We start from the raw sequence: 21381 nt of genomic DNA, 5'->3' as shown, positions 1-21381 counted from the left end.
GCCCTAGCGCACGGACATGGCCATGACACCGCTTCTGCAACTCACCGATATCGCGCTCACCTTCGGGGGGGCGCCGGTCTTTTCCGACCTGTCGCTCATTGTCCAGCCGGGGGACCGGGTGGCGCTGGTGGGGCGCAACGGATCGGGCAAATCCACGCTGATGAAGGTGATGGCCGGGCTGGTCGAGCCCGACACCGGCACGCGCGTCGTGCCGCCCGATGTCAGCGTCGGCTATATGGAGCAGGACCCGGATCTGTCGGGCTTCAAAACCCTGGGCGATTTCGCCACTGCGGCGCTCGATCCGGGCGAGATGTACAAGGTCGAGCGGGCAGGCGAGGGGCTGGGCTTCGACCCGTCGACGCCCGTCGCCAATGCCTCGGGCGGCGAACGGCGGCGCGCGGCGCTGGCGCGGCTGATGGCGCAGGATCCCGACATCCGGCTTCTGGACGAGCCGACCAACCATCTCGACATCACCGCCATCGGCTGGCTCGAGGATGAGCTGAGGGCGACCCGCAAGGCCTTTGTCCTGATCAGCCACGACCGCCGGTTTCTCAGCCAGCTGACCCGTGCCACGCTCTGGGTCGACCGCGGGCAGGTGCGTCGGCAAGAGCGCGGATTCGCCGAGTTCGAGACCTGGCGCGACAAGGTCTGGGAAGACGAGGACATGCAGCGCCACAAGCTTGATCGAAAGATCAAGGCCGAGGCGCGTTGGGCGGTCGAAGGCATCAGCGCGCGGCGCAAGCGCAACCAGGGCCGGGTGCGCGCGCTGCAGGATCTGCGCGCCGAACGCGCCTCGCAGATCCGCCGCCAGGGCGCCGCCGCGATGGAGCTGAGCGGCGGTCCGGCCTCGGGCAAGAAGGTGATCGAGGCGCGCAACGTCAGCCACGCTTTTGGCGACAAGACCATCGTGCGCAACCTGAACCTGACCGTTCAGCGCGGCGACCGGGTGGCCTTTGTCGGGCCCAACGGCGTCGGCAAGACCACGCTGATCCGCATCCTGATGGGCGAGATCGCGCCGGACGAGGGCACGGTCACGCTGGGCACCAACCTGGTGCCTGCGGTGTTCGACCAGACCCGCGCGCAGCTCGATCCCGAGATGTCGCTGTGGGAAAGCCTGACCGGCGATGCCGAGATGCGGGTCGGCGGCAAGGCCGACCAGGTGCTGGTGCGGGGCCAGCCGCGCCATGTGGTCGGCTATCTCAAGGATTTCCTCTTTGACGAGCGGCAGGCCCGCGCGCCGGTGCGGTCGCTGTCGGGGGGCGAGAAGGCGCGGCTTTTGCTGGCGCGGATCATGGCGCGCGAATCGAACCTTCTGGTGCTGGACGAACCGACCAACGATCTTGACGTGGAAACGCTCGATCTGTTGCAGGATCTGCTGGGCGAATACGACGGCACGGTGCTGCTGATCAGCCACGACCGCGATTTCCTCGACCGGGTGGCGACCACGACCATCGCCATGGAGGGTGACGGCCGCGCCACGGTCTATGCCGGCGGCTGGAGCGATTATCAGGCGCAGAAGACCGAGACGGCGGCCGCGTCCGCACCTGCCGGCAAGGCGGCGTCACCCGCGCCCAAACCCGCCCCCAAGGCCAGGAAAGAGCCGCAGGGGCTCAGCTTTACCGAAAAGCACCGGCTCGAGGCTCTGCCGGGCGAAATCGACCGGCTGACCGCCGAGATCGGCAAGCTCGAGACGCTTTTGGCCGACCCCGACCTTTTCACCCGCGAGCCGGTCAAATTCCAGAAGGCCACCGAGGCGCTGGTCACCCGGCAAGAGGCGCTGGCCCAGGCCGAAGAGGATTGGCTGACGCTTGCTGAAAAGGCCGAGGCGGAGGGGTAGGGCCCAAGGGGCTTCGTGGCCCAATGTCGCGTAATCAAGCCCGAAGGCCGCCGCTTTGGCGACGTCAGCGCGCCGCTCATTCGGAGCAATGACTGGGCTCGCATAAAGCGCGGAGACCTGATGCTGCTGCGCCATCCCACGGGCAGGCGCTGGTCGCGGCTTGTACCACGCTGGGTGGTAAACGCCTCAGCGCGCGCCGCCCCAGACCCGCTGCGCCACTGCCAGCGCGGCGACCGTCATCAGGATGCGTGAGACGTGATGCAGGCTGACCAGCGCCGGGTTCGCCGCGAGGCTAAGCGCGATCACCGACATTTCGGTGACGCCGCCGGGCGCGTAGCTGATCAGCAGGTGCAGGAACGGGATGTCGGTGGCTTGCGCCAGACCCACCGCGAAGACACCGCCCAGGATCAGCATATAGCCCACCGACAGCGCGCTGAGCCAGACCGACCGGCGCAGCATCGCCGCCGTCACGCCCTTGAACCGCATGCCGAGGCTCACGCCCACCACGACCTGCGCCACCATGATCAGCCAGACCGGCAGCTGCAGATCGAGCCCCGCCCAGACCGTCAGCCCCGCCGCCAGCAGCAAGGGTCCGGTGATCTGCGCCGCCGGAAGGTGGATGAAATGCGCAACGGCCAGCCCCGCCAGCGTGACCGTGGCGATCAGCCCCAGCGTCGCGGCGGTCAGCGGTTGCTGGCTGCCCACCGCGCTCATCCCCGCCGCCGACCCCACCGGATGGCCCAACCAGATCGAAAGCCCCGCCGGCACCAATGTGACCACGAAGATGATCCGCAGGAATTGCTGCGAGGTCAGAATGCGCAGATCAGCGCCCGCGCGCTCGCCCAGAAAGAGGCTCTCCATGATGCCGCCGGGCGTGGCGGCGTAGAAGGCCGTGGGCGGGTCGTAGCCGCCGATCCGGCGAAAGATCAGGTGGTTGCCGCCATGCGCCAGCGCCACGAAAATCACCAGCGCCCCCAGCGTCAGTGGCAATTCCCCCGCAAGGCCCAGCAACTCGGGCGTCACCTGAGTACCGATCATGACGCCGATCAGCCCGACAAAGAACGTCCGAAAGCGCTGCGGAAAGGAATAGCTGCGCAGAACACCGTCCTGCAGCAGCCCCACCGCGACGCCAGAGGCCGCGAGGCTGCCCAGCATCCACGGCATCGGCAGCGACAGCGCCTGCGCCACGGCACCCCCCGCCGCGCCGAGCATCAGCAATGCGGCGGTCAGGGCGATCGTTCGATGGTCGAAGGCGGGCATGGGAATGGGCTAAGCCAAGCCGGCGCCAAGCGCAACGCCCCTTGGCGCGGCGGCCAGGGCGGTTAGGTTGGACCCCATGCAGCAGGCCGTCTTCATCGGGTCCAATATCTATCGCGGGTCGAGCTATGGCCGCCGGCACCCGCTGTCGATCCCGCGTGTGCCGACGGTCATCGACCTTGGGCGCGCGCTGGGGTGGCTGCCGCCGGAGCGTTACCGGCAAAGCCCCATGGCCAAACCGGCGGCACTACGGCTGTTTCATACGCAGGACTATGTGACGGCGCTTCAGGCCGCCGAAGCCGCGCAAGAGGTAAGCGACGATGTCCGCGCCCGCCACGGGCTGGGCACGCTCTCCAACCCGGTGTTTCCCGAGATGTACCGCCGCCCGGCCACGGCAGTAGGCGGCGGGTTGCTGGCCGCCGAACTGGTGCGCGACGGCGGCGTGGTGCACAACCCGGGCGGCGGCACGCATCACGGCTTTGCGGACCGGGCGGCGGGGTTCTGTTACCTGAACGAGCCGGTGCTGACGATCCGGCAACTCTTGCAGATGGGGCTGCGGCGCGTGGCCTATGTGGATATCGACGCGCATCACGGCGACGGGGTCGAGGCCGCCTTTGACGGATCCCAAGAGGTGCGCGTGATCTCGGTGCACGAGGCGCGGCGCTGGCCCTTTACCGGCCTGCTGACCGACCGGGGCGGTGACGCAGCCTTCAACTTGCCGGTGGCGGCGGGGTTCAACGACACCGAATTCGCGCTGGTGCTCGACCGGGTGATCCTGCCTGCGGTCGAGACCTTTCGCCCCGACGCCGTGTTCCTGCAATGCGGCGCCGATGCGCTGACCGAGGATCCGCTGTCGCGCCTGGCGCTCTCGAACCGCGCGCATGTGGCGGCGGTGCGCGCCCTGCGCCCGCTCAGCCCGCGCCTGATCGTGTCGGGCGGCGGCGGCTACAACCCGTGGAGCGTGGCGCGCTGCTGGACCTCCGTATGGGCGGAACTGAGCGGCGCCGAGGTGCCCGACCGCCTGCCGCCCGAGGCCCGCGCGATCCTCGCGGCGCTGTCGTGGACCCGTAAGGCCCGCCCGGGGCCGGAACTGGTCGCGACCCTGCGCGACACGCCCAGGGAAGGGCCGATTCGCGACACCCTGCGCGCGGACGTCGACACGCTACGCGCACGGCTCATGGCAGAGGTCTGACGGAGAAGTGGAGCGGGCAACGTGATTCGTAAAGGTCGAAGGGTAGTACGATCTTTCATGTCACCCGTCGCGTTGGTGGTGCGTTTGGTACATCGGACGGAATCGCTGTTCTGGAATTCGACCTGTGACGAAATCCGGTTGGGCACCGGACGCTGGTTCTCTTGGTTAGCGTGAACGTGCAAATCGGTGGAGCCTTTTGTCTGACGGGTAAAGCCGGGCGCGCGCTGAAACCGATAGGCGCGCGCAGCAAGATATTCGGCACGGGCGGCCAATGAAACGTTGGCAGCATCCTGATCGTGGCAACGGGACGTTGCGGGCCCATGGGGTCATCCCGAAAGGGAAATCCCGAAACACTCAACCGAAAGAAGAAATTACTGGAATGCTTTTGACAGGACCCAATATTACCATCACTAACTTGAGCAATAATATTAAAACCAAGCCTTATCTCCAATTACATACTTATCATAAAACTCATCTTCTGACTTATTCAAATAGATCACCGCCTCAATCAGTGAAATAATTGCAATTAAAAGGTTTGGAATAAACAGGAGAAATATTCCAGTAAATGATGCTACAAGTGTAATTATACCTGCGGTTGATTTTCCCAGATAGAATTTGTGAATGCCAATGCCACCTAGGAAAAGCGCCAAAAGCGCTGCGGCAATTTTGCTTTTATGCGCGGGAATTGGACCAGATGCAATATCAGGCAATATCTCATCTGCCTGGCCATTGTTTATAACAAAATCAACGCGCAAACCGGGCCTGAGCTTGCGGATATCTGTGGATACATGGTGTGACAAAAAAATTGTATCTATTTCAATCTTGCCCCTTAATTGCCCCCTAACCACTGTCATGGCCAATGTGAAGTATAGTTCCATTCATTTCTGCTTCCCAATAATTTATTTACACCGATGTCCCTGAAGTGGAACATCGTCGATGCCATTTTGCAGCCAAATTGTGCGCTAATCAAGCTTCATGGGCCCGCTGTGCTGTAGTTCTGGAATCTGGCGCGCGAACCGAGCATGATTTTTTGGTCACAGCGACCCGGTTCATCCAACTTTGGGATGAACTGGCACCCCAGTGGGCAGACCAGTCGATCTGGGTTCTTTCGGATTTTGTCGCCGACGTCATCATTAAGCGTAAGTAGATGCTGACATGAAGGTACCCGCCAAGACAAACCGGTTACTTTCAAGCCTAAGCATCCCCAAACGGCCAAAGTCGGTCAGGCGGTAAAGCTGGGCTCGTTCCGATAGCTTGCCGCTAAAGGTGGTTTGGCGGATGATATGCTGGTGCCATTCGAACTATGCTGGTGCCATTCGAACAAGGTTCGATACAGAGCCTTTGGAAAGATCATCTAGGATTAGGATGCAAACCGCGTGATCTTTCAGAAATTTTGCGGGCAGATTTAAAGGCGGAGATTCATACCCGATCCTGAATTTTCTCATTTTATCAGTGATTTATGCAATAATTTGGAGCGGGTAACGGGAATCGAACCCGTAACTTAAGCTTGGGAAGCTCGCGTGATACCTTTTCACCATACCCGCGCTCTGGACGTTGATTAGGCAAGCGGCGGGGGCAGGTCAAGGGGGCGCGCGACCGATCTCAGCCCGCGCGCCGCCGTCTGCGGCGGCCGCCGCCTTCGCTGTCGCCGCCGGTGTTGAAGCTGACCTGGGGCAGGGTCACGATCTTGAGCAGTTCTGGGAACGGGTCGGTCTTGTGCGGGATCGCGTTTGCGGCGACGAAATGTTCCTGGAATTTCGGCTCGATCGCGGTCTCGACCTTGGTGATCCGGCGCACGGTCTGTTCGATCTCGCGCCGTGCGGCGACGTTGCAGAGCGCGATGCGCGCGCCGGTGCCGGCGGCGTTGCCGGCGCTGGTGACCTTGTCCAGAGGCACGTCGGGGATCATCCCCAGCACCATCGCGTGTATCGACGAGATATGCGCGCCGAAAGCCCCGGCCAGCACCACACGGTCGACCTTGTCGACGCCCATTTCGTCCATCAAGAGCCGAGCACCCGCATAGAGCGCCGACTTCGCCAGCTGGATTGCGCGGATGTCGCCCTGGGTGACGGTGATGCGGGGCCCGCCCTCGGCGGTGGCGTCGTGGATCAGGTATTCGTGGGTGCGGCCGGCGGGCAGGCAGCGGGCGGTGCCGGTCTGTTCGGCCGATCCGATCAGGCCCGATGCGTCCATCAGCCCCGCCAGCCGCAATTCGGCCACCGCCTCGATGATGCCCGAGCCGCAGATGCCGGTGATGCCGGTGGCAGCGGTCCGGTCCCAAAAGCCGTCCTCGTCCGACCACAGATCGCAGCCGATGACGCGGAAACGCGGTTCCTTAGTCATGGGGTCGATGCGGATGGCCTCGATCGCGCCGGGGGCGGCGCGCTGGCCGCTGCTGATCTGCGCGCCCTCGAAGGCGGGGCCGGTGGGGGAAGAGCAGGCCAGAACGCGGGTGGTGTTGCCCAGCAGGATCTCGGCATTGGTGCCCACGTCGACGATCAGCGCCAGATCCTCGGATTTGCCGGGCTGTTCCGACAGCGCAACGGCAGCGGCGTCGGCGCCGACGTGGCCTGCAATGCAGGGCAGGAGGTAGATCTGCGCCGCACCGGGCAGGGCGGTCAGCCCGAGCTCGGTCGCGGTCATGTCGATGGCGTTCGAGGTGGCCAGCGCAAAAGGCGCCTGGCCCAGCTCGACCGGGTCGATCCCCAACAGCAGGTGATGCATCACCGGGTTGCAGACAAAGACCGTCTCGAGGATCAGCGCGGGCGCGATCCCGGCCTCGGCGGCGATGTCGTTGGTCAGCTGGTCGATGGCCTCGCGCACGGTGCGAGTCATCTCGACCGCGCCGCCGGGGTTCATCATGGCATAGCTGACCCGGCTCATCAGATCTTCGCCAAAGCGAATCTGCGGGTTCATGATGCCCGCGCTGGCCACGACCTCGCCTGTATCGAGGTTGGTCAGATGCGCGGCGATGGTGGTCGAGCCGAGATCGATGGCCAGACCGAAGATGCCGGCCTCATGCAGGCCGGGCCAGGCGGCGATCAGCTTGGGTAAAGCGGATTTATCGCGTTTGTGCAAGGCGACGGTGATTCTCCACTGACCTTTGCGCAGAATAGGTTGCAAAAGGGGAAGTGTGGAAAAGTCTGTGGATATCTCCTCGATCCCCCATTGTGCCTGCAAGGCGCGCGCCACACGCTCCAGATCGCCGGTGGGTTCGTGCATGTCGGGTTCCTCGACCTCGACATAGAAAAGCCGCGTGGCCGGGTCCATTTCGATGGCCCGCACGGCGGCGGCCTTGCGCACGACCTGGCGGTGCACCTGGCTTTCGGGGGGCACGTCGATCACCACGTCGCCCTGCACCGTCGCCTGGCAACCCAGCCGCCGCCCGGGCTTCAACCCGCGCTTTTGCTGGTAGCGTTCCTCGACCGCGTTCCACTTGGACAGCGCATCCTGCGCCACGGTGATGCCGTGCTTGGGGAAATCGCCGAAGGACGGGGCGATCTGGCATTTCGAACAAATCCCGCGCCCGCCGCAGACCGAATCGAGATCGACGCCCAGCTGCCGCGCGGCGGTCAGGATCGGCGTGCCCTTGGCAAAGCGGCCGCGCTTGCCGGACGGGGTGAAAACGACGAGGGGATCGGTGCTCATGGCGGCTCCTGGAAGATGTGCGCGCACCATATCGCGGCGCGCGCGAATGGAAAGCCGGGTTCCGGCGCGCCCGGGGCTGAAAACGGCATCGTGAGGGCGGGGCGGCCGCCGGCGGGCTCAGGAATCCAGCCAGCGCAGGATTTCGCCCCGGTTGCCATCGAGATCGGGGGCGGGGGCGCGGGTGGTGCGGTCCTCGGTATCGGACATCTTGATCGGGTTGCCTGCGGCCTTGAACGCGGCGCGCCCGTGTTTGTCGAGCACGTCCACCACCATGTTGCGCGCCAGGATCTGCGGATCCTTCAGCACCTGGTCCACCGTCTGGATCGGGCCGGTGGGAATGCCCGCCGCCGTCAGCTTGGCGATCCAGTGCGCGCGGGTGTGATCCAGCGTCACCGCCTCGATCAGCCGTTTCAGAAGGCGTGCGTGCTTGCAGCGCTCGGGGTTGGTGGCAAAGCGCGGATCGTCGGCGATGGGCAGGTTGAGCGCGACGCAGAGCTTTTCGAATAGCACGTCGTTGCCCGCCGCGATCACGAAGAGCCCGTCGGAGGCGTGGAACGTCTCGAACGGGGTGATCGAGGGATGCCGCGCGCCCGAGGGGCCGGGGGCCTTGCCGGTGACGGTGGTCAGCGCGATGGCATGTTCCAGAATGGCCAGCTGGCTGTCGAGCATCGCGATATCCACCTTGCGCCCGGTGCCGCTGCGGGTGCGGTCGTAAAGCGCGGCCAGCAGACCCTGCGTCAGGTACATGCCCGCCACGATATCGCCGATCGAGGCGCCCACGCGCACCGGATCGCGGTCTTTCTCGCCGGTGATCGACATCACCCCGCCGCGCGCCTGCACGACCATGTCGTAGGCCGGTCGTTTGGCGTCCGGCCCGGTGTGGCCAAAGCCCGACACCGCCCCATAGATCAGCGCCGGATAGCGTTCGTGCAGCGTCCCCCAGCCATAGCCCAGCCGCTCCATCACCCCGGGGCGGTAGTTTTCCAGCAGGATGTCGGCGCGCGCCAGCAGCCGGTCGAAAATCTCGCGGTCGCCGTCGGATTTGAGGTCGAGCGCGATGGACTTCTTGCCGTGGTTGATGGCCGCGAAATAGGCGGATTTGCCGTCCTTGAAGGGTGGAAAGGCGCGGGTGTCGTCGCCGGTGCCGGGGCGTTCGACCTTGATCACCTTGGCCCCGAGATCGAGCAGGGTCATCGACGAGAAGGGGCCGGCCAGAACATGGGTGAGGTCGAGAACGAGGCATCCGTCTAGGGGTAGGGACATGTGTGCTGCCTGTGGTTGTGCGTGGTTTTTCCCCAATCTGTGACAGATCGCGCCGCCGCCGCAAGTCATGGATCGCGGCGTGGCGGGAATAAGCCTGCCCGCGCCCGTTTTCCGGGCGGAGGCGCTGCGGCTACGCGCCGCGCGCGTGGAACACGAAGCCCAGCAGGTTCATCAGCAACTGCGCGGCAAGAATGGCGGTGCTGCCCGTGGGGTCGTAATCGGGTGCCACCTCGACCAGGTCGATGCCGACGATTTCATGGCTTTGGGCGACCTGCTGCAAAAGCTCGAGCACCTCGTAATAAAGAAACCCGCCGTGGCTGGGCGTGCCGGTGCCCGGCGCGATCGAGGGGCAGAAGGCGTCGATGTCGATGGTGATATAGACCGGGCTGCCCTCGGGGATTCGGGCGGCGGTGGCGGCGGGGCCGAGCCTGCGCATCTGCCGCACCGACAGGATGTCCGAGCCCATGGCGCGGGCGTCGTCATAGCCCTCCTTGGCGGTCGAGCTGACGTTGCGGATGCCGACCTGCGTCAGCCCGCTGACATGGGTCTTTTCCGCCGCACGCCGCATCGGGTTGCCGTGGCCGCGTGTTACCCCGTGGCGTTCGTCGACAAAGTCGAGATGCGCGTCGATCTGCAGCACATGGAAGGGCGCGTGGCCCTCGAACGCCTCGATGCAGGGAATGTTGACCGAATGATCGCCGCCGATCACCACCGGCAGCGCGCCCGCATTCAGCGCCGCCTCGACGCCGGCGCGGATGTTGGCGTGGCTTTTCAGCGTGTCGGTATGGACGATATCGGCGTCGCCCATGTCGACGATCCGCACCTCGGGGCCGAGGTAGATGGCGTCGTCCTCGTGATCGTAAGCCCCGGCATGGCCGAAGCTGAAAAGCGTCGAGGCCTCGCGCACCGCGCGCGGCCCGAACCGCGCGCCCGGCCGCCACTGGGTGCCCGCGTCGAACGGCGCGCCCAGCACAGCCACATCGGCCTGCAGCGCGGACCAATCCGCCACATGAGGCTTGCGCGCGAAGGTGCAGATGCCGGTAAACGGCAGATCAAGCCGCCCGCTGTCATAGCCATGTGCCATGCTGGCTCCTTTCCGGTGTGAAGACATCCTTAAAGAGCCCGAGTTCCACGCCTGTGTCCAGCCGTGGCGTATCTGTCCCATAAGGCGTCCTTCCATTCCAACGAATGGATCGCACCATCAAACCCTGGGATCAAACACCTAGCGGCCGTTGGAGCATACCGCAGCAAACGTCAGCTCACCGTCCGCTGCATCAGAAACCGCTCCAAGCCGCATAGGCGTTAACCGGAATGTCGGCCTTGAGCTAAAATCGGGCGTCGGTTCGAATTCGCGGTTGAACCGGATCGTTGCCGAACCGGGTCTCGATCCAAACGCAGCACCCTGTCACCCCTCCACAAAAAACTGCACGCCATGAACGGTCGGCTCGATCGGGGTGCCGTCGATTTCGGTGGCGTGGCGGTCAAAGGTCTTGACGCCCGCAGGCAGTATCGTGCCGGGGCGGGCCTCCGAGACGAAGATGTGCTTGCTGTTGTCGGGTGTCGCGGCGATCGACGCCGGGTCGTCGAGAGTGCCGATATAGATGCCCAGCCGGTCAGGCCAGCGCGCGAACGTCAGCGCCAGCTTGGTTCCGCATTTGCCGCAGAAGTGCACGTTGACGTCCTGTCCGCTGCCCTCGGACGGCAGAGTGTAGACCGTCGGCTGGCCTTGGGTGAAGGCGAAGGGCGCGCGCTCGAAGATAGGTTCGATCATGCGGTCCGAACCGGTCGCGCGCTGGCAGAACCGGCAATAGCAGATCGTCAGCCAGAGCGGCGCGGCGCCCGTATCGTAGGCCACCTCGCCGCAAAGGCAGCGGCCTTTGTGTCCGTCCGTCATATCCCGCCCCCTTGACCAAGTTCATACCTCGTGACCGCCAGCCTAGACTGCTGCGCCCGATGTGACCACGGTCCTTTGAGGCTTTGCTGCCGTCCCTATCGCGGTGGCGGGTAATGCCGCACATGCAAAAGCGATGCTTTTGGGGTTTTCCTTGGGCGGATGCCATGCGATAGGCAACTGCCAACCGACCCCTCCCAAGGAGAGACCCATGGAGATTCGCGAGGCGCTCACTTTCGACGACGTTCTTCTGGTGCCCGGGGCATCGAGCGTGCTGCCCAGCACGGCCGACACGCGCACGCGTGTGACCAAGGCCATCGCGCTCAACATTCCGCTTTTGAGCTCTGCGATGGACACGGTGACCGAAGGACGTATGGCGATCACCATGGCGCAGGCCGGCGGCATGGGGGTCATTCACCGTAACCTGAGCGTCGAGGAGCAGGCGCGCGAGGTGCGGCGGGTCAAGCGCTTTGAATCCGGCATCGTCTACAGCCCGGTAACGCTGCGCGCCGATCAGACGCTGGCCGACGCCAAGGCGCTGATCGAACGGTACAACTTTACCGGCTTCCCGGTGGTCGACCCGGAGGGCCGGGTCGTCGGCATCGTCACCAACCGCGACATGCGCTTTGCCGAACACGACGACACGCCGGTCAGCGTGATGATGACCTCGGAAAACCTCGCGATCCTGCGCGAACCGGCCGACCGGCAGGAGGCGATCAGCCTGATGAAGGGTCGCCGCATCGAAAAGCTGCTGGTGACCGACGCGAACGGCAAGCTGACCGGGCTGCTGACGCTCAAGGATACCGAACAGGCCGTTCTGAACCCCACCGCCTGCAAGGACGGCCTTGGCCGGCTGCGGGTCGCCGCGGCTTCGACCGTGGGCGACGCGGGGTTCGAACGGACGCAGGCGCTGGTGGATGCGGGCGTCGACATGGTCGTGATCGACACCGCCCATGGCCATTCCGAGGGCGTGGCCAAGGCCGTCGAACGGGCCAAGACGCTGTCGAACGAGGTGCAGATCGTGGCCGGCAACGTCGCCACCGCCGAGGCCACCCGCGCGCTGATCGATGCCGGGGCGGACGCGATCAAGGTGGGCATCGGCCCGGGCAGCATCTGCACCACGCGGATGGTCGCGGGTGTCGGTGTGCCGCAGATGACCGCGGTCATGGATTGCGCCAGGGCGGCGGGCGACGTGCCTGTGATCGCCGACGGCGGCATCAAGTTCTCGGGCGATTTCGCCAAGGCCATCGCGGCGGGGGCCTCCTGTGCGATGGTGGGCAGCATGCTGGCGGGCACCGACGAGTCGCCCGGCGAGGTGATCCTGTACCAGGGCCGCAGCTTCAAGGCCTATCGCGGCATGGGCTCGCTCGCCGCGATGGCGCGCGGCTCGGCCGACCGGTACTTCCAGAAGGACGCCGCCAGCGACAAGCTGGTGCCCGAGGGGATCGAGGGGCAGGTGCCCTACAAGGGCGGCGCGGGCGCGGTGCTGCACCAGCTGGTTGGCGGATTGCGTGCTGCCATGGGCTATACCGGCTGCGCCACCATCGAAGAGATGCGCACGAACTGCCAGTTCGTCAAGATCACCGGCGCGGGGCTCAAGGAGAGCCATGTGCACGACGTGCAGATCACCCGCGAGAGCCCGAACTACCGTCTTGCCTGAGCCCGCCGCATGACCCCCGCCGCGCGCGTTCAGGCCGCGATCGAGGTGCTGGCCCGGATGGGCGACGGGGTGCCCGCCGAAAAGGCGCTGACCAACTGGGCGCGCGGCGCGCGCTATGCCGGGTCCGGCGACCGGGCGGCGGTGCGCGATCTGGTCTTCGACATCCTGCGCACCCGCCGCAGCGCGGCGGCGCGTGGCGGCGGCGAGGGTGGGCGCACGCTGATGATCGGACATCTGCGCCAGAGCGGGCTGGCGATCGAGACGCTCTTCGACGGGTCGCGCCACGGGCCGTCGCCTCTGACAGAGCAGGAAGGCGCCGGGGGCCGCGCGCCGACGCCCCAAGAGGCCGCCGATCTGCCGGACTGGCTTTTTGCCGCGTTCCGCGTATCGCTCGGAGAGCAGGCGTCCGAGGTCGCCGAGGCCCTGCGCCACCGCGCGCCGACCTTCCTGCGGGTGAACATGCGCAAGACGGATGTGGCCGCGGCGCAGGCTGCGCTGGCCGCCGAGGGCGTGGGCACCGAGCCCGTCGCGGACGTGCCGACCGCCCTGCGCGTTACCGAAAACCCGCGCCGCATCCAGAACTCCGCCCCCTACCGCGACGGTCTGGTCGAGCTGCAGGATGCCGCCAGCCAGAAGGTCGTCGATCTTTTGCCTCTGACCGAGGGCGCGCGGGTGCTGGATTATTGCGCCGGCGGCGGCGGCAAGGCGCTGGCCATGGCCGCGCGCACCGGGGCCGAGGTGATCGCCCATGACGCCGACCCGCGCCGCATGCGCGATCTGCCTGTGCGCGCCCAGCGGGCGGGGGCGGTCGTCACGCCTGTCGATGCACCGGAGGGGGCCTTCGATCTGGTGCTCTGCGACGCGCCCTGTTCGGGGTCTGGCTCGTGGCGGCGCGCACCCGAGGGCAAGTGGCTGCTGACGCCCGAGCGGCTGGAGGACCTGATGCACACGCAGGACCAGATCCTCGAGAAAGCCTCGGCTTTGGTCGCCGATGGCGGGTATCTGGCCTATGTCACCTGTTCCGTACTGGACGGGGAAAACGCGAATCGAGTGACACATTTCCTGTCCCGGCGCGACGGCTGGACGAATGTCCTGCAGAACCGGTTTCTGCCGGGCAAGGATGGCGATGGCTTTTTCCTGGCGCTGCTGCGGCACGCGTGACGGACAACAACTCTAAGTTGTTGCCAGATTTCGGATCTTCGGTTAATTTACGTTTAACCCCGGAACGCTTCAATGATGCCGAAGGGAATCATGTAAGCGGTGGGCATCTTGGCCGATACGACGATGAGCTTTTCGCCGGTGGCGCGTGCCTCCAGATCGATGATGCGCCGCAAGGGCGTGCTCTTTGCGCTGGCGCTGTTGTGTCTTGGGCTTGCGATGCTGGCCCCGGGACTGGCGGCGCAACTGGGGTTTCTGACCGCGGCGGCGACAATCGCAACGGTCGCGGTCGGGCTGACGGCCTGGTCGCTGGTGACGCGGGCGCAGGGCAAGACCGATTTCGCCCTGGTCACCCAGCTGCTGGAGGGCGAGGCGACGCCGGCGGCCGTGACCGATTGCGACGGCCGCATCCGCTTTGCCAATATTGCCGCGCGTGACGCCCTGTCGCTGCGCACCGGCGAGCCGCTGGCCAGCGCGCTCGACGGACATTTCGCCAGCCCGGCCGCAATCGTGTTCCGCCTGCAGCTGCGCGCCTCGGAAAACGGTATCGCGGTCGAGGATGTGGCGGGCCCGCGTGGCACCGCCTGCATCCGTGTGCAGCAGCTCGACGGGGAAACCGTGGTCTGGCGCCTGACGCTGCCGGGCCAGGCCGGGCAGGGGCCGGACAAGGGCAAACAACATCCGATCCTGACGCTGGGGCGGCGGGGCGCGGTGCTCTATATGAACGAACAGGCGCGCAACCTGCTCGGCAAGCGGCCCCGCAACATCGCCGAGGCGATAGAGGAGGAACGCATCTCCCCGGGCGACATCCACAACGTGCACACACCCGACGGCACGCGCCGCTATCTGATCCATGTCGGCGAAGCCGGCGCCGGGCGCGAGGAATTGCTGTTCGAGGCGGTCGGCGACGCGACCCTGAAACCCGCCGACAAGACCGAGTTCGACAGCCTTCCCGTGCCGCTGCTCAAGGTGAACCCGTCCGGCGAGGTGCTGCGCGCCAACCGCGAGGCGCGCCAGCTGCTGGATACCGAAATCACGCCGCGCCTGACGATGGGCGATCTGATGGAGGGGCTGGGCAGGTCGATTTCGGACTGGCTGACCGATGCGGCGGCGGGACGTGGCCTTAACCGCTCGGAATTTCTGCGGCTCTCGCGCACCGACCGCGAGATGTTCGTTCAGGTCACGCTCAACCGCGTGATCGAGGACGGCCAACCCCTGCTGGTGGCCGTGCTGAACGACGCGACCGAGCTCAAGACGCTGGAGGCGCAGTTCGTCCAGAGCCAGAAAATGCAGGCCATCGGCCAGCTTGCGGGCGGTGTGGCGCATGATTTCAACAACCTGCTGAACGCCATTTCCGGCCATTGCGACCTGATGCTGCTGCGCCACGATCAGGGCGATCCGGATTACGGCGACCTGGTGCAGATCAACCAGAACGCCAACCGCGCCGCCGCGCTTGTGTCACAATTGCTGGCGTTCTCGCGCAAGCAGACCCTGCGCCCCGAGGTTCTGGATCTACGTGACACGCTGGCGGATCTGACCCACCTGCTCAACCGGCTGGTCGGCGAGCGGGTCAAGCTCAAGCTCAGCCACGAACCGGTGCTGCCGGCGATCCGGGGCGACAAGCGCCAGCTTGAACAGGTGATGATGAACCTCGTCGTGAACGCCCGCGACGCCATGCCCAACGGCGGCAGCGTGCTGATCGAGACCGAGCGCGCGGTGCTGCGCGAACCGTTCCGGCGCGACCGCGCGGTCGTGGCGCCCGGCACCTATGTGACCGTCAAGGTCACCGACGAGGGCGTGGGCATCCACAAGGACCAGCTGCAAAAGGTGTTCGAGCCGTTCTTCACCACCAAGCCCACCGGCGAGGGTACGGGGCTGGGCCTGTCGACGGTCTACGGGATCGTCAAACAGACCGGCGGGTTCATCTTCGTCGACAGCGTCGTCGGCAAGGGCACCTGCTTCACCCTGATGTTCCCCGCCTTCGAGGAAGCCGCCCCGGAGGAGACCGCCAAACCGGTGAAAGAGACGCCCGCGATCACGCGGAACGGCGAAGGCGTCGTTCTGCTGGTCGAGGACGAGGCCCCGGTGCGCGCCTTCGCCGCGCGGGCGCTGCGGCTGCGTGGCTACACGGTGATCGAGGCGGAATCCGCCGAAGAGGCGCTGTCGCTGTTAGACGACGGCACGCTGGAGGTCGATGTCTTCGTGACCGATGTGGTGATGCCCGGGATGGACGGCCCGACCTGGGTGCGCGAGGCGCTGGTCAAACGGCCCGAGGTGCGCGTGGTCTTCATGTCGGGCTATGCGGAGGACGCCTTTGGCGAAGGCCAGGACCGCCCGGTCGATTCGGTCTTTCTGCCCAAACCCTTCTCGCTCAACGAGCTGACCGACGTCGTGCACGCACAGTTCGCCTGATCCCGGACGTCAGAGCGCCGAGTCCCACGCCGCGAAATCCGCCGTGCATTTGCGCCGCAGCTTGGCCTCTAGGTCCGCCGACAACGCCAGATCGCGCCGGGGCGACACGTTTTCACGCGGAAGGTCGATGCTCAGCCCCAGCCGGTCCTCCAGAAACCCGATCAGCCCGGCCTGGTTTTCGTACTTGTATAGATGCGTGACCGCCGTGCCGTTGGGCCGCGGCTCGATGAATTTCGCCTGGCTGCCCACATTGGCGAAGGGCGGGCGATCGCCGCGGGTATAGGCCTCGACGAAGGCGTCGAAGGACATGGACTTCGTCGAAACGGGCTTGCCGTCCAGAAACGGCCGCTGCCGGTAGCGATACCAGCTGCCCAGCCAGCTGACCGGCTCGCGCAGAACCGCCACCGTCTCCATGTGATCCGCGCCCATCTTTTCGAACATCGGCCGGAAGAAGCGGTTGTAGCGGTAAAGCGGCGCATGCTTGAGCTCGGGCGGGTCCTGAACGCTCATCGACGCATGCGGCGCAAGCGCGCGGGCAAAGGCCGAAGTGCCGGTCTTGGGCACCGCCAGCACCACCAGCCTTTGCTTCCAGAAAACCAGCATCTGCGCTCCTTCACCGGTCGGTCAATCGTCGTAAACCAATCTTTAACGCTGAGGCCCCAGAGTGAGCAAAGAAAATACGACTTGAAATGTTCTCTTTTTGATCTCATACATAACGGAACAAGAGGTGAACGAAAGCAGCAATTGCCGCCCGTGACGGGGTGTGGAATAAGGACAATCAAATCATGGCAACGGCAGATCTTTTGACGATGGACAGCAAGCGCGACGCGAACAAGAAAAAGGCGCTCGACAGTGCGCTGGCCCAGATCGAACGGCAGTTCGGCAAGGGCTCGATCATGAAACTGGGCGGCGAAAACGCCATCAAGGATATCGAGTCGACCTCGACCGGGTCGCTGGGGCTGGACATCGCGCTGGGGATCGGCGGGCTGCCCAAGGGGCGGATCATCGAAATCTACGGGCCCGAATCGTCGGGCAAGACGACGCTGACGTTGCATTGCGTGGCCGAGGAACAGAAAAAGGGCGGCGTCTGCGCCTTTGTCGACGCCGAACATGCGCTCGATCCGCAGTACGCGCGCAAGCTGGGCGTCGATCTGGACGAGCTGCTGATCTCGCAGCCCGACACCGGCGAACAGGCGCTCGAGATTACCGATACGCTGGTGCGATCGGGGGCGGTCAGCATGGTGGTCGTCGACTCGGTCGCCGCGCTGACCCCCAAGAGCGAGCTTGAGGGCGATATGGGCGATTCGAGCGTCGGCGTGCACGCCCGCCTGATGAGCCAGGCGATGCGCAAGCTCACCGGCTCGATCGCGCGCAGCAATTGCATGGTCATCTTCATTAACCAGATCCGGATGAAGATCGGCGTGATGTTCGGCAGCCCCGAAACGACGACCGGCGGCAACGCGCTGAAATTCTACAGCTCTGTGCGACTCGACATCCGGCGCATCGGTTCGGTCAAGGACCGCGACGAGATTGTGGGCAACGCCACCCGCGTGAAGGTGGTCAAGAACAAGGTCGCGCCGCCGTTCAAACAGGTCGAATTCGACATCATGTATGGCGAGGGGATTTCCAAGACCGGCGAATTGCTGGATCTGGGCGTCAAAGCCGGCGTGGTCGAAAAATCCGGCGCCTGGTATTCCTACGGCGACGAACGCATCGGGCAGGGGCGCGAGAACGCCAAGAATTTCCTGCGCGAGAACACCGGCACAGCGCTGGAGATCGAGGACAAGATTCGTGCAGCGCACGGCCTGGACTTCGACATGGCAGGCGGTGGCGAGGGTGGCGAGGACGGCGACGTCGTCGAAGCCTGACCAGCCGAGACAGGCAAAGTCACAGGGGCGCCCGACGGGGCGCCCTTTTTCGTTCCGGGCCGGGGCCGGGCCTGCGGTACATGCGCTTATGGACAGTGCCAGATCAGGCCGTTACACCTGCGCCAATCCCGACGACGCGCGCAAAAGGCGATACTCTCATGCCCACGCTGAACGATATCCGATCCACCTTTCTCGGCTACTTTGAAAAACAGGGTCACGAGGTTGTCGCCTCGAGCCCTCTGGTGCCGCGCAACGACCCGACACTGATGTTCGCCAATTCCGGCATGGTTCAGTTCAAGAACCTCTTCACCGGCGTCGAGCATCGCGATTACAAGCGCGCCACCACCGCGCAGAAATGCGTGCGCGCCGGGGGCAAGCACAACGATCTGGATAATGTCGGCTATACCGCGCGGCATCATACCTTCTTTGAAATGCTGGGGAATTTCAGCTTTGGCGATTACTTCAAATCCGAGGCGATCCCCTTTGCGTGGGAGCTGATCACCAAAGAGCTCGACATCCCCAAGGACCGGCTTTTGGTCACGATCTACCACACTGACGACGAGGCGGCGGAGATCTGGAAAAAGACCGGCGTGCCCGAGGACCGGATCATCCGCATCGCCACGGATGACAATTTCTGGATGATGGGCCCGACCGGCCCCTGCGGCCCCTGTACCGAGATTTTCTTTGATCACGGCGAGCAATATTGGGGCGGCCCTCCGGGCAGCCCGGAAGAGGACGGCGACCGCTTTGTCGAGATCTGGAACCTCGTCTTCATGCAATACGAGCAGTTCGAGGATGGCACCCGCAAGGAGCTGGCGGCGCAGAGCATCGACACCGGCATGGGGATCGAGCGGGTCGCGGCGCTGTTGCAGGGGACCAACGACAATTACAGCACCGACCTAATCCGCAGCCTGATCGAGGCCAGCGCGGATGCCACCAGCTCCGATCCCGATGGGCCGGGCAAGACCCATCACCGGGTGATCGCCGATCATCTGCGCTCGACCTCGTTCCTGATCGCAGACGGCGTGATGCCGTCGAACGACGGGCGCGGCTATGTGCTGCGCCGGATCATGCGGCGCGCGATGCGGCACGCGCATATGCTGGGTGCGCAGGATCCGGTGATGCACCGGCTGGTGCCCGCGCTGGTGCGGCAGATGGGGGCGGCCTATCCCGAGCTTGGCCGCGCGCAGGCGCTGATCGAGGAAACCCTGCGGCTGGAGGAGACACGGTTCAAGCAGACGCTGGACCGCGGGCTGAAACTGCTGGACGAAGAGCTGAAGGACCTGCCCGACAGCGCCGCGCTGCCCGGCGAGACGGCGTTCAAGCTTTACGACACATACGGTTTTCCGCTCGACCTGACGCAGGATGCGCTGCGCGAGCGTAACCGGACCGTCGACACAGATGGCTTCGACGCCGCCATGGCCGAGCAGAAGGCCAAGGCCCGCGCGGCCTGGGCCGGATCGGGCGAGGCCGCGGATCTGGCAATCTGGTTCGACATCGCCGAAGAGCATGGCGCGACTGATTTTCTGGGCTACGACACCGAGGTGGCCGAGGGCCAGATGCTGGCGCTGGTGCGCGACGGCAAGGCGGTCGACGCGCTTAAGGCGGGCGAAAACGGCTGGATCGTGCTGAACCAGACTCCGTTCTATGGCGAATCCGGCGGCCAGGTCGGCGATCACGGCTGGATCCGGCGGCTGGAGGATGAGGACGATTACGCCACCGTGACCGACACCCAGCGCATGGGCGGCGGCAAGGTCTTTGCCCATCAGGTGACGGTCGAACGCGGCACGTTCGCCCGAAACGACGCGGTGCAGCTGGAGGTGGACCATGCCCGGCGCGGCTCGATCCGGGCCAACCACTCGGCGACACACCTGCTGCACGAGGCGCTGCGGCGCGCGCTTGGCGATCACGTCGCGCAGCGCGGCTCGCTCAACGCACCCGACCGGCTTCGGTTCGACTTCAGCCATGGCAAGGCGCTCAGCCTCGAAGAGCTGAAACAGGTCGAGGAAGAGGTCAACGGCTACATCCGCCAGAACGCGCCCGTGGAGACGCGGATCATGACGCCGGATGACGCGCGCGGCATCGGCGCGCAGGCGCTGTTCGGTGAGAAATACGGTGACGAGGTGCGGGTGGTCAGCATGGGCGTTCAGCACGGCTCGGGCAAGGGGGCGGATGGCCAGACCTATTCGATCGAGCTGTGCGGCGGCACGCATGTGCGCCAGACCGGCGATATCGGTGTCTTTGTCACGCTGGGCGACAGCGCCAGCAGCGCTGGCGTCCGCCGGATCGAGGCGCTGACCGGGGCCGAGGCCTTTCGGTATCTCAGCGAGCAGGATCACCGCATCACCGATCTGGCGCTCGAGTTGAAGACCCAGGCCGCCGACGTGCCCGCACGGGTCCGCGCGCTGATGGAGGAACGCCGCGCGCTGGCCAACGAGGTGGCGCAGCTGCGCCGCGATCTGGCCATGGCGGGTGGCGCCGCGCAAGGCGGGGCGGAGGCGCGCGAAATCGCGGGCGTCAAGTTCGTGGCGCAGGTGCTGCAGGGCGTGTCGGGCAAGGATCTGCCGCCGCTCATCGACGAGCACAAGGCGCGGCTGGGCTCGGGCGCGGTGCTGCTGATCGCCGACACCGGCGGCAAGGCCGCCGTGGCGGCGGGCGTGACCGAGGATCTGACCGGCCGTGTGTCGGCGGTCGATCTGGTCAAGGCCGCGGTGCCCGAACTGGGCGGCAAGGGCGGCGGCGGCCGTCCGGACATGGCGCAGGGCGGCGGCGCCAGCGCCGAAAATGCCGAGGCCGCCATCAAGGCCGCCGAAGCCGTGATTGGAGGATAAGACATGCCCGCACTCTGGATCGCCCATGTGACCGTCACCGACGCCGAGGCCTATGGCCGCTACGCCGAACTGGCCGGGCCGGCCATCGCCAAGCACGGCGGCCGGTTCATCGCCCGCGGCGGGCGCTTTGTGCAGCTGGAAGGCAAGGAACGGCCGCGCAACGTGGTGGCGCAATTCCCCTCGGTCGAGGATGCCGAGGCCTGCTATCACTCGCCCGAATACCAAGAGGCGCTGAGCCACGCGCGTGGCGCGTCCGAACGGGAATTGCTGATCGTCGAAACGACAGACTAAAGCGTCATCCTTGAAATCTGAATCGATGGGATTTCCACGGGCCGGATTTTGTGATTCACCATATGTGGAGGTG

Annotated in this window: 15 protein-coding genes and 1 tRNA gene; 8 read left to right on the top strand and 8 right to left on the bottom strand. The window is 65.4% G+C overall.

Translation table 11 applies throughout. The annotated features are described in order from the left end of the window. Positions 1 to 16: 16 nt before the first annotated feature. A complete protein-coding gene (locus tag RXV88_RS15400) occupies positions 17 to 1837 on the top strand; it encodes an ABC-F family ATP-binding cassette domain-containing protein (protein ID WP_316294382.1) in 1821 nt (606 codons plus the stop codon). A gap of 186 nt (positions 1838 to 2023) precedes the next feature. On the opposite strand, the gene RXV88_RS15395 is transcribed toward RXV88_RS15400, so the two are convergent. Further along, on the bottom strand, positions 2024 to 3097 hold the full coding sequence (locus RXV88_RS15395; protein WP_316294381.1) for an AbrB family transcriptional regulator: 1074 nt from the start codon (positions 3095 to 3097) through the stop codon (positions 2024 to 2026). A gap of 76 nt (positions 3098 to 3173) precedes the next feature. Here RXV88_RS15395 and RXV88_RS15390 point away from each other — a divergent pair, with 76 nt between their 5' ends. Further along, complete coding sequence (locus RXV88_RS15390; protein WP_316294380.1) at positions 3174 to 4286, top strand: acetoin utilization protein AcuC; 1113 nt, start codon at positions 3174 to 3176, stop codon at positions 4284 to 4286. Between the two features lie 428 nt (positions 4287 to 4714). Here the strand turns inward: RXV88_RS15390 and RXV88_RS15385 are convergent, their stop codons facing one another. The 6 genes from RXV88_RS15385 to RXV88_RS15360 all read right to left on the bottom strand — a co-directional run bounded on the left by RXV88_RS15385 (position 4715) and on the right by RXV88_RS15360 (position 11091). After that, positions 4715 to 5164 carry a TM2 domain-containing protein gene (locus RXV88_RS15385; RefSeq protein ID WP_316294379.1) on the bottom strand — a complete coding sequence of 150 codons (450 nt, stop codon included), beginning with the start codon at positions 5162 to 5164 and terminating at the stop codon, positions 4715 to 4717. 592 nt (positions 5165 to 5756) lie between these two features. After that, a tRNA-Gly gene (locus RXV88_RS15380) sits at positions 5757 to 5830 on the bottom strand. A 58-nt stretch (positions 5831 to 5888) separates the two neighbouring features. Beyond that, positions 5889 to 7934 carry an ASKHA domain-containing protein gene (locus RXV88_RS15375; protein WP_316294378.1) on the bottom strand — a complete coding sequence of 682 codons (2046 nt, stop codon included), beginning with the start codon at positions 7932 to 7934 and terminating at the stop codon, positions 5889 to 5891. A 117-nt stretch (positions 7935 to 8051) separates the two neighbouring features. Continuing rightward, positions 8052 to 9197, bottom strand: a complete 1146-nt coding sequence (locus tag RXV88_RS15370) for a CaiB/BaiF CoA-transferase family protein (protein WP_316294377.1) — start codon at positions 9195 to 9197, stop codon at positions 8052 to 8054. Between the two features lie 130 nt (positions 9198 to 9327). Then, complete coding sequence (gene speB, locus RXV88_RS15365; RefSeq protein WP_316294376.1) at positions 9328 to 10281, bottom strand: agmatinase; 954 nt, start codon at positions 10279 to 10281, stop codon at positions 9328 to 9330. A gap of 321 nt (positions 10282 to 10602) precedes the next feature. Further along, positions 10603 to 11091, bottom strand: a complete 489-nt coding sequence (locus RXV88_RS15360) for a GFA family protein (RefSeq protein ID WP_316294375.1) — start codon at positions 11089 to 11091, stop codon at positions 10603 to 10605. Between the two features lie 208 nt (positions 11092 to 11299). Between RXV88_RS15360 and guaB the strand changes: the two genes are divergently transcribed. The 3 genes from guaB (at position 11300) to RXV88_RS15345 (ending at position 16318) form a co-directional block, all read left to right on the top strand. Next, the gene (gene guaB, locus RXV88_RS15355) at positions 11300 to 12748 is read left to right on the top strand and encodes an IMP dehydrogenase (protein WP_316294374.1); all 1449 of its coding nucleotides are present in this window, start codon (positions 11300 to 11302) and stop codon (positions 12746 to 12748) included. Positions 12749 to 12757: 9 nt separating this feature from the next. Continuing rightward, a complete protein-coding gene (locus tag RXV88_RS15350; RefSeq protein WP_316294373.1) occupies positions 12758 to 13909 on the top strand; it encodes an RsmB/NOP family class I SAM-dependent RNA methyltransferase in 1152 nt (383 codons plus the stop codon). A 159-nt stretch (positions 13910 to 14068) separates the two neighbouring features. Next, a complete protein-coding gene (locus RXV88_RS15345; RefSeq protein WP_316294372.1) occupies positions 14069 to 16318 on the top strand; it encodes an ATP-binding protein in 2250 nt (749 codons plus the stop codon). Positions 16319 to 16327: 9 nt separating this feature from the next. Here the strand turns inward: RXV88_RS15345 and RXV88_RS15340 are convergent, their stop codons facing one another. After that, positions 16328 to 16921 carry a gamma-glutamyl kinase gene (locus tag RXV88_RS15340; protein ID WP_316294371.1) on the bottom strand — a complete coding sequence of 198 codons (594 nt, stop codon included), beginning with the start codon at positions 16919 to 16921 and terminating at the stop codon, positions 16328 to 16330. Positions 16922 to 17103: 182 nt separating this feature from the next. Between RXV88_RS15340 and recA the strand changes: the two genes are divergently transcribed. From recA to RXV88_RS15325, 3 genes are all read left to right on the top strand, one after another. Further along, the gene (gene recA, locus RXV88_RS15335) at positions 17104 to 18186 is read left to right on the top strand and encodes a recombinase RecA (protein ID WP_316294370.1); all 1083 of its coding nucleotides are present in this window, start codon (positions 17104 to 17106) and stop codon (positions 18184 to 18186) included. 158 nt (positions 18187 to 18344) lie between these two features. Next, positions 18345 to 21017 carry an alanine--tRNA ligase gene (alaS, locus tag RXV88_RS15330; protein ID WP_316294369.1) on the top strand — a complete coding sequence of 891 codons (2673 nt, stop codon included), beginning with the start codon at positions 18345 to 18347 and terminating at the stop codon, positions 21015 to 21017. 3 nt (positions 21018 to 21020) lie between these two features. Then, positions 21021 to 21308: a DUF1330 domain-containing protein gene (locus RXV88_RS15325; RefSeq protein WP_316294368.1), complete on the top strand. Its 288-nt coding sequence runs from the start codon at positions 21021 to 21023 to the stop codon at positions 21306 to 21308. Positions 21309 to 21381: the final 73 nt, after the last annotated feature.

The organism is Aestuariicoccus sp. MJ-SS9 (genome assembly GCF_032586235.1).
GTDB lineage: Bacteria > Pseudomonadota > Alphaproteobacteria > Rhodobacterales > Rhodobacteraceae > Aestuariicoccus.
Note: the sequence above shows the minus strand (reverse complement) of the source record. Positions and strands in the feature narration are given on the sequence as shown.

Excerpts from the sequence above, each read along its gene's own strand:
- RXV88_RS15400 (WP_316294382.1), top strand. The coding sequence starts at position 17 with ATGGCCATGACACCGCTTCTGCAACTCACCGATATCGCGCTCACCTTC.
- RXV88_RS15395 (WP_316294381.1), bottom strand. The coding sequence starts at position 3,097 with ATGCCCGCCTTCGACCATCGAACGATCGCCCTGACCGCCGCATTGCTG.
- RXV88_RS15390 (WP_316294380.1), top strand. The coding sequence starts at position 3,174 with ATGCAGCAGGCCGTCTTCATCGGGTCCAATATCTATCGCGGGTCGAGC.
- RXV88_RS15385 (WP_316294379.1), bottom strand. The coding sequence starts at position 5,164 with ATGGAACTATACTTCACATTGGCCATGACAGTGGTTAGGGGGCAATTA.
- RXV88_RS15375 (WP_316294378.1), bottom strand. The coding sequence starts at position 7,934 with ATGAGCACCGATCCCCTCGTCGTTTTCACCCCGTCCGGCAAGCGCGGC.
- RXV88_RS15370 (WP_316294377.1), bottom strand. The coding sequence starts at position 9,197 with ATGTCCCTACCCCTAGACGGATGCCTCGTTCTCGACCTCACCCATGTT.
- speB (WP_316294376.1), bottom strand. The coding sequence starts at position 10,281 with ATGGCACATGGCTATGACAGCGGGCGGCTTGATCTGCCGTTTACCGGC.
- RXV88_RS15360 (WP_316294375.1), bottom strand. The coding sequence starts at position 11,091 with ATGACGGACGGACACAAAGGCCGCTGCCTTTGCGGCGAGGTGGCCTAC.
- guaB (WP_316294374.1), top strand. The coding sequence starts at position 11,300 with ATGGAGATTCGCGAGGCGCTCACTTTCGACGACGTTCTTCTGGTGCCC.
- RXV88_RS15350 (WP_316294373.1), top strand. The coding sequence starts at position 12,758 with ATGACCCCCGCCGCGCGCGTTCAGGCCGCGATCGAGGTGCTGGCCCGG.
- RXV88_RS15345 (WP_316294372.1), top strand. The coding sequence starts at position 14,069 with ATGATGCGCCGCAAGGGCGTGCTCTTTGCGCTGGCGCTGTTGTGTCTT.
- RXV88_RS15340 (WP_316294371.1), bottom strand. The coding sequence starts at position 16,921 with ATGCTGGTTTTCTGGAAGCAAAGGCTGGTGGTGCTGGCGGTGCCCAAG.
- recA (WP_316294370.1), top strand. The coding sequence starts at position 17,104 with ATGGCAACGGCAGATCTTTTGACGATGGACAGCAAGCGCGACGCGAAC.
- alaS (WP_316294369.1), top strand. The coding sequence starts at position 18,345 with ATGCCCACGCTGAACGATATCCGATCCACCTTTCTCGGCTACTTTGAA.
- RXV88_RS15325 (WP_316294368.1), top strand. The coding sequence starts at position 21,021 with ATGCCCGCACTCTGGATCGCCCATGTGACCGTCACCGACGCCGAGGCC.